Origin of the sequence: uncultured Veillonella sp. (assembly GCF_963524655.1) — a bacterium.
GTDB lineage: Bacteria > Bacillota > Negativicutes > Veillonellales > Veillonellaceae > Veillonella.
The window spans coordinates 81,721-94,978 of the sequence record NZ_CAURHA010000001.1 but is presented as its reverse complement, the minus strand read 5'-3'; the positions used below and the strand labels follow the sequence as shown (position 1 = coordinate 94,978).

Below are 13,258 nucleotides of genomic sequence, written 5' to 3'. Positions count from 1 at the left end.
TTTTAAGGTCTTATCATTTTAGTCAAAGTCAGTCAAATCAACGCCCGCCTTTTTAAGCTCTTCTAATGCAGATTCTACGTCCATTTGTGGCTTTTTATAGTTTACTTCTTCGTTTACACAAGTCTTTAACGGTTTCTTCTGAACACCAGCAATAATATTGTCCGCTGTCAAAATAGACATATCATAACGAGTTCTATCTGTGTAAGAACCAATATGTGGTACGATGAGGCAGTTTTCTACCTCTAACAATGGATGATCGGCAGGTAGTGGTTCTGGATCTGTAACATCTAGCGCTGCATAATCGATTTCCCCTGTTTTAAGTGCATTAATAAGCGCATCCGTATCTACGATTGGACCACGTCCAACGTTAACAAATAGTGCAGTATTCTTCATTTTTTTGAAGAACGCATCATCGCACATGTGATACGTTTTGTCTGTTAATGGAGCCATCACACATACTACATCACTAGTAGATAATAAATCATCCAGCTCCATGTACGTAGTTTTATGAATCTTGTCATCTATACGTTGATTACGGTTATGATATACAACAGTCATACCAAAGGCACGAGCACGGCGAGAAATAGATACACCGATAGCGCCCATACCAATAATACCAAGGGTACGACGGCTCAAATCAAATCCTTTAATGTTAGATGGTCTTTGTGCCCAACGTCCATCTTTTACGAAATTAGCATTTTCCAGAATACGACGACTAGCTGTGGCAATCAAGGTAAAAGCAAGCTCTGCTACGGTTTCATTTAAAACGCCTGGCGTATTGCCATAAGGAATACCTGCAGCTGTTAATTCATCGATATTTACATTGTCATAACCAACAGCAGCCTGAGCAATAACCTTTAAATTAGGTGCATTTTTTACAAGATCACCATCTACATCTAAAGGACGAACACACCATAAACCATCCGCATCAACGAGCCATTCCTTTAACGTCTCCCGAGGCATTACTGTCTTTTCAGTCCATTGGCGCACTTCTACGTGCTCTTTTAAATATGCAATCGCATCCTTGCGAACGAGACCATTTACTACTACTAGAGGTTTTTGTTCCATATGCATCCCTCCCATAAGAATTCTATTATTATACTTATATTTTATACTAGAAAGCTACATTAATACAACAAAAAGGAGTAAGGCCTAGGCCTTACTCCTTTAATTTAGCATTTTAATTTGAATTAGTTCAAATCTGCTGTACAGTTAGGACATTTAACTGCATCAACATGAATTTCTGTTTTACAGAATTGACATTCTTTAGTTGCTGGTGCTTCAGCAGCTTCTTCTTTTTTCGCGTTTTTCATCATTTTAGCCAATGCGCGAACCATCAAGAATACAACGAATGCCAAGATCAAGAATTGAATCAAGTCAGTGATGAATGTACCGTATGGCAATACAGAACCAGCTGCACGCGCTGTAGCAATATCAGCACCAGCCATGAATGCATCTTTGGAACCTGCGCTCAATGGCAAGTACAAGTTGCTGAAATCAATACCACCTGTGAACAAGCTAATAAGAGGCATGAACAAGTTGCTTACAACAGAGTTTACCAACGCTGTAAAAGCAGCACCAATAATCATACCAATAGCTAGATCCATCATGTTACCTTTGAAGGCAAAAGCTTTAAAATCGTTCAAAAATTCTTTCATTTCACTACTCCTAGATACACTTAATTGAGAATGCGTTAATAACTGTACTAATCATAAAGGAAAGATGAAGAGATGTCAAGAATTTTCGATGTAGTTTTTCGAATTTCTTTAATATAGTTTTTCATAACCCTATCCATTATTGTAATAAAGCAGCAACCATGCGTACTTTTCGCACCATTCCACCTTGTAATTCTTTAAAATTTTTATTTGGAATAAGTAAAAAATAGAGTCTAATCCTACATCGGTTAGACTCTATTAATTAGAAAAAATAATTTATAGTCCCATATATTATATATACTATTATATGTTTATATCTAATATATGTTTATATCTAATATATGTTTGTACCTAAGGAAAGCGCTTTAGCCCGTTCTATAACTGCAATAAAAGCTGGAGGTATCATTTCGGCCTCTAAGAATTGACTGATACGACGCCCTACAATAACACCTTTGTTAGCATAGAACCAAGAGAAATAATAGATATGTAAATCATCTAATTTGCGATCTGAAATATTTGGTAAGCATCGTTGTACAATTTGGTTTTTCGTAATTCCTAGCTTAGCATAACCTCGTCGGGCCATATCCTTTTTCACCATTGGCCTTGCATCATCAATTATATCCTTGATAATTGCATCCATAATGGAACGTTTACGCAAGGATAATAGATGAGTAACAAAGTCCATTTCAAAACATATTTCATCTGTATAGAATATATTGCTATGGGCTTTAGCATATTTCCCTTCTACATCGCGATCATAGAGAGCGACTGTAGGTATGGCAAATCGATTAAATAGTTTTTGTAGTTTACTAATAGAGGATTCACCACGAGCATTGATAAGACATATGCCAAAGTAATCAAAATCTACACCTAATTTTTTCCCAAAGCCAGCAAAACTACCATACTCTGTTTCACCCTCTACAAGGATGATACACCGTGCATAAAGTGCCTCTTTAGCCTCAGGGAAGTGTATGATCAAATGCTTTTCTACCTCCTTAGGGAAATTAAAGGTCACTCCACAAGCAGCACAAACCATATTCTTCTCATCACGGTACAGACGAATAATATGACGATAGTCGTCAACTAGCGCATCCGTACTATGGGTAACAACAAAGAGTTGGCCTAAAAGACCATCAATGTTAAATACATCTCTTAGCAACGCCAAAAATTCTTCGTTTTCATTCGTTGCAATTTGACGATAATAATTTAGCACGGCTCGTTGCAAGTACGGACTCAAATGTAACTCTGGCTCATCGACACTAATAAAAATAGGTAAATACTTACGCCCCTTTTCATCACATACAAGAAGGGACTCTAAATTCGTGGTAGCACTATTAATCTTCATATAGATTTGAGCCAAAATCTTAAGGGCCACGGTCATAATTAGACGCACATTATCAGAAGAGTATTTCCGTTCCATTGCGGACGAAGTAGATAACACCTCTATGAGGTGTTGAATATTAAGCATACAATAAGGATCTAAATCCTTACGCAAACTGATGATTTCACGTTGTACATCATCGGTTACCAGTTCCAATCTAGACACATAATCTTCTAATAGCTTTCCTAACTTTACATAAACTGAGGATGGAATAGTAAACAACTCTTGTTCAGAAGTATCTCGATGACACATATATAAAGCATGACGAATCATAGATAGCGCCATAGGTTCAACACCAGTATCAGTCACGCTATATAGGCGCGGATATACCTCTTGTACCACTTGCTCTAGTCGCAGTCGATAAGTTGGCCCCTCATTAGGGGTGAACATACTTTTATAATTTAATTCACCAAGAGATAGTTCTAAATCTATACGAATCGGTTTATGTACATCTGTAAAATCACGCTCATTAAAACCGTGACACTCCATGATAATCTCTAAGAGATCTAAAAAGTTAGACTTACCTACTGCATTTTCACCAACGAAATAATTAATATCATTGTGAAAGCTCAAGGTCACATCAGCCAAGTTACGATAGTTTTCAATATGCATCCATTTTATATACATAGCCCCTCCTTCTGCAGCTACTTTCAAAACGAAAGAGCCCTAGTATATTTTAATAATAACCCGATACATCATTATCTCAGATATTTTTCACACCTATATGTAAAAAGGTGCCAATCACGAATGTGATCAGCACCCCACTGTCATACAACGTTTGATATTGTATATATTCGACATTTATTTAATTTTATCCTCTATAACCTTGCCTTCACGCAAAGGACCACTTTGCTCTTTAAGGCGTGCTAGCATAACAGAAGACACAAACATGGCAATACCAGCCCCAACGGTTTCGATGGATAAGCTTTCACCAAAGAACAAGAATCCATAGAAGGAACTAATAAATACGCCAACGTATTGCAAGAATTGAGCCACTACGGCATTTGTGGTAACAAAGGCACCGGTCAAGAAGAACTGGGCCACCACGCTAATACCACCGATGGCTAAAATAATAAGCCAGTCTGTACCTTGTGGCATAACCAATGTATCAGTTGTCACTAGACCTGCAATCATACCAGTAATCATGAAATAAGCCATAATTTCAAAATTACTATGTTGACCACGTTTAGAGATCAATCGGATTGTCGTATAGGCCCCTGCAGACAAGGCAGCACCTAAAATTGCCACCAAGGCATACCAGGTAAAACCAGTAAAGCTAAATGGATTTACCATTACCATTACGGCTATAAAGATTAAGAGAAGCCATTTACCTGCCCCTTTAGGCACACGTTCCTTAAGGAATACAGAACTAAATATAAGTACAAATATGCCAGATGTTTGAAATAGAATCGTTGCATCGGATAATTTTAAATGCACCAATGCAATAAAGTTACATACCATACCAAAGCCACCGTAAAGACCGCGCATGATAAGATAACCTCTATCTTCTTTGGAGAAGCGAATACCTTGCGTATACATAACGATGAGAACTGCTATAGTACCAAATAAACCGCGGAAGAAGGCAATTTCCCCAGACGGAATATTAGAGCCTAGCATTTTTACAAACAAGTTCATCGTACTCAACAAGAGAGCCGATAACAGTGCATACATTAGGCCTTTTTTAGCCATACTACCTCCCTATATACTTCCATGTAATATTTTATAGAAAAAATCCAATAATATTCTTATATTAACTTAAACCTACAACTTAAATTAATACACCCCTAACACATACTATTCACTAAATCATACGATACCTTAACAAAAGATATGCCGCCCTTCTAATGAAAGGCGGCATTGTATTATTTAGAGAATGTATTTACAAAATCCAAGATTTCTTGCTTCATATTCTCTTTATCGATTGCTTTTGTAAAGCGCAATGGTTTAGATTGTAATGCTTCTAATTGTTTAGGGAACGCCACACCTGTTACAGCAGAGATATTATCTAAGCTTTCATAAGGAGTCTCGCCCACCTTAATGTCCAACGCCTCACAGATTGGTGTAGGGAATTTGAACGGATGTGCAGTAGATGCAATTACAGTATGACGAGCACCATCTTCAGGATGTTTTTCCAATTCCTTCATGTACGCACCCATAGCAACCGCCGTATGAGGGTCCATTACATAACCATAGGAATTGTATACTTGTTGAATGATCGCTTTTGTTTCTTCATCACTAACGTAAGCACCAGCAAAATTAGCTTTAACGCGTTTGAACTCTTCTTCATTAACAGTCAATTTACCAGTAGACTTAAGATCTTTCATCCAACCTGCTGTACGCTCGCTGTCTTCACCAGAAATATAGTACAAGAAGCGTTCAAAGTTAGAGGATTCAAGAATATCCATGGATGGAGAAATCGTCGTATAGAACGGACGATTCATATCGTATGTACCATTTTCAAAGAAATCAGTAAGTACGTTATTTTGATTAGATGCACAAACCAATTTGCCAATAGGAATACCCATTTTCTTAGCATAGTAAGCAGCCAAGATATTACCGAAGTTACCTGTTGGAACAACTACGTTAAAAGCTTCGTCTTCATGGATAGCACCTTGTGCTACGAGCTCAGCATAGGCATTTACATAGTACACTACTTGCGGTGCCAAACGGCCAATGTTAATAGAGTTCGCACTGGAGAACATAACGCCTTTTGCAGCAACCTCTTCGGCTGTAGCTTTATCTACAAATAAACGTTTCAAGAATTGTTGAGCATCGTCGAAATTGCCGTGAATAGCAGTTACATTAACGTTCTCCCCTTCTTGCTTTTGCATTTGCTCAGCTTGCATTGGGCTTACGCCATCTGTTGGGTAGAATACTTGGATATGTGTACCAGGCACATCTTTAAAACCTTCAAGAGCAGCTTTACCAGTATCACCAGATGTAGCAGTTAAGATAAGAACCTCTTTTTTCTCACCTTCTGCTTCTTTAGCAGCTACTAAAAGATAAGGGAATAAAGATAATGCCATATCTTTGAAAGCTTGTGTGCGACCGTGGAATAATTCCAAGACAGATACTTTTTCTAAGATAGAATGTAATGGTGCAATATCGCGTGTGCTAAAGTTAGCATCAGAATAGGCAGAGTTGATCATTTCATTTAAATGAGCTTCGGAGAAGCATGGGAACAACTTAGCTAATACAACAGCTGCTACCTCTTGATAGTTTTTATCTTTCACATCATTGTAAGTTAAGCAGTTCGTAGGAAATAGAGATGGTACGTATAGACCACCATCCTCTGCTAAGCCGTGCAACAATGCATATGTTTCATTTACCGCAACGGTACCGCGGGTGCTAGTATAATTCATGGAATACCTCATTTATAACTACAATGTATTTTTCGAGTCTAATAGAATTATTATAGCATAAAAGCGCCCTAAAATGGGCGCTTCTATAGAATAATATATTATTTTTATAATATAAAGATTTAACTAAGGGAATCAATCTGTTATTTGACCTATTTAGGAATATTAAAATTGACAACACCTATAAGTTCAAATCGATTATAGTTCACCTTCTGCTATCGCGTCTAATGTATCAAGGGATGGAATGAAGAAGAGCATGCCTGTAATAGGTTTGGAATAATCAAGCAACTTATCATTTTGCGTAAACATATTGGTAAGCATTGTTTTCGTTACATCCCAGTAACGAGCATAGCCGATAAAGTATGTACCACGCACACCTTGACCTGGTTGTGCAAACGCCACATTCATACGAACGATTTTATGCTCTTCATCATCGCGATTATCTTGAGCAACAACTGTATGCGCTGCTGGATCTTTTTTATCATCATCTAATTCAATATCGCTAAATTTATGACGCCCGATAAAGCTTTCTTGCATTTCGGTAGGAAGCGCACGCCACGCATCAAGATCATGTTCATATTTTTGAGCAAATGCATAAGAACCATTAGTGAATTCAGGATCTTCATCACCAATAACGCCCCACTCTACAGCTTCTTGACCAACAGGGTTTTCAGTACCATCTACGAAATCAATGATGGCGCGACCTTGTTCATAATGGAAGCCATGAGTTTCATCTACTACAGATGTAATAGGACGTAAGAACCCCATAATTTGGTCTACAACAGTATACGTTACAGACTCATCATTAGAACGTACATGGAGGAATAAATCAGCTGGTACAGCAGGTACGTCTTGTTTATCACCTTTAATGCCAGTAAAATCTTCTAATTCTTTTGGCACTGGAGCATTAGGGAATAAATAATCCCATGCTTTACGGCTAAAACCCAAAGCAATAGCTAAACCAGAATTATTAGCACGAATGCTTACAGAACGTTTAATTGCTTGGATTCTATCTGCCATATCTTGAATCACTTCAAGCTCTGCATCATGATCCTCGCGGTTTAATAACAATGTTGTGAAGTTGACACTTTGGCCAGCATCTTTATACACATCTTGTGTTCTAGAAATATCTACTGCCATTGAGTACCTCCTAATGAGAAAAATTCTTATATAGTAATCATAAGCTATTAAGTCCGTATTGTCTATAAGATATAAGACATGCTATACCCAATAAACTCATCACAGCTATTAGAAAACTTTCAGAAAAGGTGATATTTAAAAGCTTAAAATATCAATTGATCATATATTTTTTTTGGTATTTGTTCAATAGGCTTATTATTTTCAATCGCAGTCGCTAAGGCATCAATTCCTTTTTCTATTTCGGATAGCTCATAGCCATAAAGAGGATCCATATAAATAACTCTATCCAAAGAGTTTTCACCAAATATAGCTAAGTATAAATCTGTAAGTTTTTTTAATTGTATAAGTGCATTTTCTACTTCTGTATTCATCTAACCCGCCTCTATACGAATAAAAATCACTCCAATAAAATTATGCTGTCATTTTACAAATAGAGTACTTTTACAAATAGAGTACTTTACTGCATTTTATATTCTCTTATTTACCTATATTTCTACATATTTTTTAATAAAATGATGTCAAAATGATGTCATATATAATATATTCATTATATAGAACGATCCACTTCTTCACCATATAAACGCACCATTCCTTGACGGGTTACTAGCCACATTTTCCCTGACTTTCTAGCTTCATCATCGGTAAACTGTTTGTTTGCATATCTCTTTAAGCAGCATTGCTTAATAGAATCAGCGGGTACATTCCATCTTTCACCAGCCTCTTGTGTAGTCATTACATCATCTAGTTTCATTACAGTACTCCTAATATTACTAATAGATTATATACGGTTAATATAAAGGCAATAATACTAATTATTAAAGTTAATCTTGTATACTTAAGCAAGGTGATTTTTTTGTATAACTTTCGTTGCCGCACCCGCATAGCGGGTGGTTTTATGATTCGCGACTACGTCGCGAACCAGTCTAAAGACAATAACAAGAAAAACCCGCACAGTAGTGCGGGTTTATTTGGTGGACCACCAGGGGTTCGAACCCTGGACACCCTGATTAAGAGTCAGGTGCTCTGCCAGCTGAGCTAGTGGTCCATGACACGACTAATTATATGCCTCTTTTATAGGAATGTAAAGAATATTTATTACATTCCTATAAAACATGTGCATTAATATTGTAACACCCAATCTTTCATGGTATTACAAGCCTCTGTAGGGAGTAAATCACTCGTTCCTACGCAGTCTTCACCACTATATAGTTGAAGTACACTATGTGTGCGACTTACCTCTTTAATAACGACATGTGTTAGAGTATCCTTAGGTACACTAAATTGCAAACCGTAACGGCCAAAATAGGTAAATACAGCTTTTACAGTATCGTACTCTATATGGACTTGAAGGAATTTACCACCAGGCCAGCATGATTCAATATTTTCTTTTGATCTTGGTTTTAGAAAATCAAAAAATCCCATACTACCCTCCAATGCGCCACATTGGACGTTCTGGTTGATCCATTCCTATACCATCATGTCGTTCTTGTTTACGTTGTAAAGCACGCTCAATATGCTCAGCTAACGCCTCTACTGTAGCGCCATTTCGCACAAGCGAAACTAAATCGGCCTCATCATCACGCAGTAAACATAAGCGCATCTGACCATCTGAAGTGAGTCGAACCCGATTACATGTATCACAATAGCTATGAGACATTGAGAAAATAAAGCCTACTGCCTTACCACTTGGTAATGCTAAATACGTAGCAGGTCCAAAACCATATATAGAGTGAACCTCCGTAAGAGGTCCTCCACTCACACGTTCCAATTGAGCCTTCCACTCATCAAAGGTCGGACCATGGAATGCATCACCTTGGAATGGCATATACTCGATAAAACGCCAAACAACAGGCCACTTTTCTACATACTGCAATAACGATTTAACTTCATCATCAGTCCAGTAGCGAGATAAAACAGTATTAATCTTTACAGATTTAAAGTTAGCATTAATAGCACTTCGTATGCCTTCTAGTACAGACTCAAGTTGCCCCTCTTTACCTACACAAGTAGCAAAGGCTTCACTTTCAAGCGAGTCTAAACTAATATTCACACGGTTTAATCCGAGTTTTTTCAACCGTTGCGCCCGAGATGCCAAGAGACTACCATTAGTAGTCATCGAAATATCTTCAAACCAACCTGTATCATTAATGCGACCTAGAAGCTCTTCAATATGAGGATAGAGCAATGGCTCACCACCAGTAAGGCGCACTGCTTTTACACCAATCCGATGGAAGGCCTCTAAAATAGTCATCCATTCATCAACAGATAATAGTTGTGTTTGACTTTGAGGCGTAATTTCTGCAGGTCGGCAATAGGGACAACAGAAATTACACGCATCTGTCAGCGACAGACGTACATATTCAATTGTACGGCCCCATGCGTCTTTCATAACACACCTCGTTTACCAATACAGAATTATTTAATAATAGATACTTCATCACCCACGTGAATTGTACCATTCTTAAGAACCTTACCAAAAATGCCTTGTGTCGGCATAATGCAAGAACCAACTTGTTTCATGATTTCACAACCATGGTGACATTCCTTACCGATTTGTGTGATTTCAAGAATAACATCTTTACCGACTTGTAGTTGTGTACCTACAGCCAATTCATACAGTACCATACCTTCAACTGTAATATTTTCAGCGAAATCACCAGGTTTTACATCCGCCCCTTGAGCACGCATATGGTCGATACTTGCAATGCCAAGCAAACTAATTTGACGGTGCCAATTGCCTGCATGAGCATCACCTTCCATACCATGATCTACGATAAGATTTGCGGATTCAATATTATGTTTCTTTTGCCCTTTTGTCTCACTAATGGAGATAGCAATAATTTTTCCTTCTGCCATGTAGCCCTTCCCTTCTTATGGGAACATACCATATATACATAACTTTATATAAACATTTAATTGCAAAATAAACTTGTGATTCTCATCTTGGTGAAAGCATCACAAAATACTTTTACAATTATCTATATATTATAACATAGTATTCGTACATTTTCCCTATGAATTTAATCACTAAAAAGAACTCTATTCTCAACGAATAGAGTTCTCATTTTTATAATTTAACGACGTATTAAAAAAAAAGAGTATTGTAACAGTTTTTATTATTTGTATAAGCTTATAATCGCAGCTTCTTTAGTATCAAGATCTTGTTCAATAGAATTCATCTTAGCCGATACATTTGCTACAAAAGCCTCATCTTTAATACCGGACAAATTGATACGTACATTTAAAAATGCTGCTTTTACCGCCGCCCGTGCATTAATAGCCGCAATAATACCATCGGTAATAAGGTTTTGATTGCCCTTACGAGATGCCAGTTCCGCTAAATCAAAGATTTGATACGCTAATTCACCTATTTTAAAAGGCACCATAGCCGCGTCTTTATAAGCTTGCTGAATCGCTGCTGTGCGCGCAATCTTTTCTTCATCTGTATTCTTTGGCAAACCTAATGCATTCATAAAGATATTAAATACATCCGCATCAGCTTGAGATAATTCGAGCATGCGATTACGAATCGCTTCGGCCTTTGTTTGAAGCGTCTCCATATCGGACTGAACCTCTTCATAGCCTTTTTTACCAAAGGTTAAGTTCGCTACCATTTCTGCTAATGCTGCACCAGTTGCTCCAGTTAAAGCTGCAATGGCACCGCCACCTGGTGTAGGCTCTTTAGATGCAGTAGCAGCTACAAAATCTATAACACGTTGTTCTACTAAATTCATAACAAGACCTCATGTAAAAGCGATAACAAGATATCCTTGTTATCGCTTTGTAATTACTATAAAAATATACAGGTAACACACTATATAAAACTGGTTAGATTAGACACTACCAATATATAGTTAAAAAGTGTCTACTGTAAAGGATTTATATTAGAATAAGCCTTTAATCGTACCGTCTGCTTCTATATCCATATTAAGAGCGGCAGGACGTTTAGGAAGGCCAGGCATAACCATTACATCACCGGTACGGCATACGATAAAGCCGGCACCATTAGCAACACGGATATCGGATACGGTGATGGTAAAGCCTGTTGGAGCACCTAAGAGTGCTGGATTATCAGATAAGGAATATTGTGTTTTTGCCATACATACAGGCAAGCGATCTAGTCCCCAATCTGCTAATTGTTTAATTTGTTTTTTAGCTTTGTCTGTAAAGATAACACCGTCCCCACCATAAATGGTTTTAACAATTTTATTAACTTTCTCTTCCAAACTATCTTCCAAATCATATACAAATTTAGGTGTTGGTTTTGGACCTTCAAGCAACTCTACGACCTTTTTCGCCATATCAGTGCCGCCTTCGCCACCCTTTTCCCAACATTCATTAAGTTCTACAGGTACACCAAATTCGTCGCAGAGACGAGTTAACTCAGCTATTTCTGCATCTGTGTCGGTAGCAAATTTATTGATAGCCACTAAGACAGGTACGTTAAAGTAACGCATGTTTTCAATAGCTTTTTGTAAGTTGCTGAACCCTTTTGTTACAGCCTCTACGTTTTCTGTATTTAGCTCTTGTTTAGGTACACCGCCATGCATTTTAAGAGCACGTAATGTAGCAACGATTACAATTGTATCAGGGAAGATATCGCCATAGCGGCATTTGATGTCAAGGAACTTTTCAGCCCCCAAATCAGCACCAAAGCCAGCCTCTGTAACTACGATGTCACCTAATTTAAGGCCAAGCTTAGTAGCTACGATGGAGTTACAACCATGAGCGATGTTTGCAAATGGACCACCGTGAACGATAGCCGGTGTGTGTTCTAACGTTTGTACAAGATTTGGTTTAATAGCATCTTTCATAAGAAGCGCCATCGCACCTTGGCAACCAAGTTGATGAACATAAACAGGCTCACCTGCTAAATTACAGCCGATAACGATACGACCAAAGCGTTCTTTTAAATCTTCTAGATCTTTAGCCAAGCAAAGAATAGCCATGATTTCAGAAGCAACAGTAATCATGAAGTGATCTTCTCGAGGGAAACCACACACTTTACCGCCAAGAGCAACCGTTACATTACGAAGAGCACGGTCATTCATATCTAGAACACGAGTCCAAGAAAGTTGACGCAAATCGATTTGCAATTCATTACCTTGGTGGATGTGATTGTCGATCATAGCGGACAATAAATTATTAGCTGCTGTAATAGCGTGCATATCACCTGTAAAATGGAGGTTAATATCATCCATTGGTACAACTTGAGCATAACCGCCCCCTGCAGCACCGCCCTTAATACCAAATACAGGGCCTAAAGATGGTTCACGCAATGTGGCAATAGCATTTTTGCCAATTTTTTGTAAGCCTTGAACAAGACCAATGCTCGTCGTAGATTTACCTTCACCTGCTGGCGTCGGTGTAATGGCCGTAACTAACACCAATTTACCATCAGGCTTTGCTTCTAATCGACGAATGGCATCAAAGGAAATCTTCGCTTTATAATGACCATATTGTTCAATGTCATCAGGTGTTAAACCACATTTATCGGCAATAACCTGAATCTTCTCCATTTCATTCTGTTGGGCAATCTCAATGTCGCTTAACATAAAGCCTCCTCGGCACCATGGCCATCTCAAAACTATATAACAACTATAAACTTACTATCTAATAGTTAGTATTTAATATTAATGTCTACTGTAGATGTATCTTTGTACAGCTACAGTAATCTATTATATATGAAAGTACTACGTATGTCTAATATTAATCCTTAACAA

Annotated in this window: 13 protein-coding genes and 1 tRNA gene; all 14 read right to left on the bottom strand. The window is 37.8% G+C overall.

Annotation, left to right across the window (positions count from 1 at the left end; genetic code table 11):
• Positions 1 to 18: 18 nt before the first annotated feature.
• Positions 19 to 1,068 carry a D-glycerate dehydrogenase gene (locus tag RYM16_RS00425; protein WP_314981696.1) on the bottom strand — a complete coding sequence of 350 codons (1,050 nt, stop codon included), beginning with the start codon at positions 1,066 to 1,068 and terminating at the stop codon, positions 19 to 21.
• A 122-nt stretch (positions 1,069 to 1,190) separates the two neighbouring features.
• Positions 1,191 to 1,658: a large conductance mechanosensitive channel protein MscL gene (mscL, locus tag RYM16_RS00420; protein WP_314981694.1), complete on the bottom strand. Its 468-nt coding sequence runs from the start codon at positions 1,656 to 1,658 to the stop codon at positions 1,191 to 1,193.
• Between the two features lie 331 nt (positions 1,659 to 1,989).
• Positions 1,990 to 3,663, bottom strand: coding sequence for an AAA family ATPase (locus tag RYM16_RS00415; RefSeq protein ID WP_314981693.1), 1,674 nt, complete (start codon positions 3,661 to 3,663; stop codon positions 1,990 to 1,992).
• A gap of 174 nt (positions 3,664 to 3,837) precedes the next feature.
• Positions 3,838 to 4,725: a DMT family transporter gene (locus RYM16_RS00410; protein WP_314981691.1), complete on the bottom strand. Its 888-nt coding sequence runs from the start codon at positions 4,723 to 4,725 to the stop codon at positions 3,838 to 3,840.
• Between the two features lie 173 nt (positions 4,726 to 4,898).
• Entirely contained in the window at positions 4,899 to 6,398 is a 1,500-nt protein-coding gene (thrC, locus tag RYM16_RS00405; RefSeq protein WP_314981690.1) for a threonine synthase, read from the bottom strand.
• Positions 6,399 to 6,593: 195 nt separating this feature from the next.
• Positions 6,594 to 7,535, bottom strand: a complete 942-nt coding sequence (locus RYM16_RS00400; protein WP_314981688.1) for a Dyp-type peroxidase — start codon at positions 7,533 to 7,535, stop codon at positions 6,594 to 6,596.
• Positions 7,536 to 7,678: 143 nt separating this feature from the next.
• Positions 7,679 to 7,906 (bottom strand): hypothetical protein, encoded by a 228-nt coding sequence (locus RYM16_RS00395; RefSeq protein ID WP_314981686.1) that lies wholly within the window; start codon positions 7,904 to 7,906, stop codon positions 7,679 to 7,681.
• 176 nt (positions 7,907 to 8,082) lie between these two features.
• Complete coding sequence (locus RYM16_RS00390; protein ID WP_274204762.1) at positions 8,083 to 8,286, bottom strand: helix-turn-helix domain-containing protein; 204 nt, start codon at positions 8,284 to 8,286, stop codon at positions 8,083 to 8,085.
• Between the two features lie 218 nt (positions 8,287 to 8,504).
• Positions 8,505 to 8,580, bottom strand: a tRNA-Lys gene (locus RYM16_RS00385).
• 74 nt (positions 8,581 to 8,654) lie between these two features.
• Positions 8,655 to 8,957, bottom strand: a complete 303-nt coding sequence (locus RYM16_RS00380; RefSeq protein ID WP_314981684.1) for a hypothetical protein — start codon at positions 8,955 to 8,957, stop codon at positions 8,655 to 8,657.
• Position 8,958: 1 nt separating this feature from the next.
• Positions 8,959 to 9,924, bottom strand: a complete 966-nt coding sequence (gene moaA, locus RYM16_RS00375) for a GTP 3',8-cyclase MoaA (RefSeq protein ID WP_314981682.1) — start codon at positions 9,922 to 9,924, stop codon at positions 8,959 to 8,961.
• Positions 9,925 to 9,950: 26 nt separating this feature from the next.
• Positions 9,951 to 10,391 (bottom strand): MOSC domain-containing protein, encoded by a 441-nt coding sequence (locus RYM16_RS00370; RefSeq protein WP_314981680.1) that lies wholly within the window; start codon positions 10,389 to 10,391, stop codon positions 9,951 to 9,953.
• A 260-nt stretch (positions 10,392 to 10,651) separates the two neighbouring features.
• Positions 10,652 to 11,269, bottom strand: a complete 618-nt coding sequence (locus RYM16_RS00365) for a cyclodeaminase/cyclohydrolase family protein (RefSeq protein WP_314981678.1) — start codon at positions 11,267 to 11,269, stop codon at positions 10,652 to 10,654.
• Between the two features lie 150 nt (positions 11,270 to 11,419).
• Entirely contained in the window at positions 11,420 to 13,090 is a 1,671-nt protein-coding gene (locus RYM16_RS00360) for a formate--tetrahydrofolate ligase (RefSeq protein WP_314981676.1), read from the bottom strand.
• Between the last annotated feature and the right edge of the window lie 168 nt (positions 13,091 to 13,258).

What these genes read in the sequence shown, in the direction of transcription:
- RYM16_RS00425 (WP_314981696.1), bottom strand. Translation starts at nt 1,068, where the DNA reads ATGGAACAAAAACCTCTAGTAGTAGTAAATGGTCTCGTTCGCAAGGAT.
- moaA (WP_314981682.1), bottom strand. Translation starts at nt 9,924, where the DNA reads ATGAAAGACGCATGGGGCCGTACAATTGAATATGTACGTCTGTCGCTG.
- RYM16_RS00370 (WP_314981680.1), bottom strand. Translation starts at nt 10,391, where the DNA reads ATGGCAGAAGGAAAAATTATTGCTATCTCCATTAGTGAGACAAAAGGG.
- RYM16_RS00390 (WP_274204762.1), bottom strand. Translation starts at nt 8,286, where the DNA reads ATGAAACTAGATGATGTAATGACTACACAAGAGGCTGGTGAAAGATGG.
- RYM16_RS00410 (WP_314981691.1), bottom strand. Translation starts at nt 4,725, where the DNA reads ATGGCTAAAAAAGGCCTAATGTATGCACTGTTATCGGCTCTCTTGTTG.
- RYM16_RS00360 (WP_314981676.1), bottom strand. Translation starts at nt 13,090, where the DNA reads ATGTTAAGCGACATTGAGATTGCCCAACAGAATGAAATGGAGAAGATT.
- mscL (WP_314981694.1), bottom strand. Translation starts at nt 1,658, where the DNA reads ATGAAAGAATTTTTGAACGATTTTAAAGCTTTTGCCTTCAAAGGTAAC.
- thrC (WP_314981690.1), bottom strand. Translation starts at nt 6,398, where the DNA reads ATGAATTATACTAGCACCCGCGGTACCGTTGCGGTAAATGAAACATAT.
- RYM16_RS00400 (WP_314981688.1), bottom strand. Translation starts at nt 7,535, where the DNA reads ATGGCAGTAGATATTTCTAGAACACAAGATGTGTATAAAGATGCTGGC.
- RYM16_RS00395 (WP_314981686.1), bottom strand. Translation starts at nt 7,906, where the DNA reads ATGAATACAGAAGTAGAAAATGCACTTATACAATTAAAAAAACTTACA.
- RYM16_RS00380 (WP_314981684.1), bottom strand. Translation starts at nt 8,957, where the DNA reads ATGGGATTTTTTGATTTTCTAAAACCAAGATCAAAAGAAAATATTGAA.
- RYM16_RS00415 (WP_314981693.1), bottom strand. Translation starts at nt 3,663, where the DNA reads ATGTATATAAAATGGATGCATATTGAAAACTATCGTAACTTGGCTGAT.
- RYM16_RS00365 (WP_314981678.1), bottom strand. Translation starts at nt 11,269, where the DNA reads ATGAATTTAGTAGAACAACGTGTTATAGATTTTGTAGCTGCTACTGCA.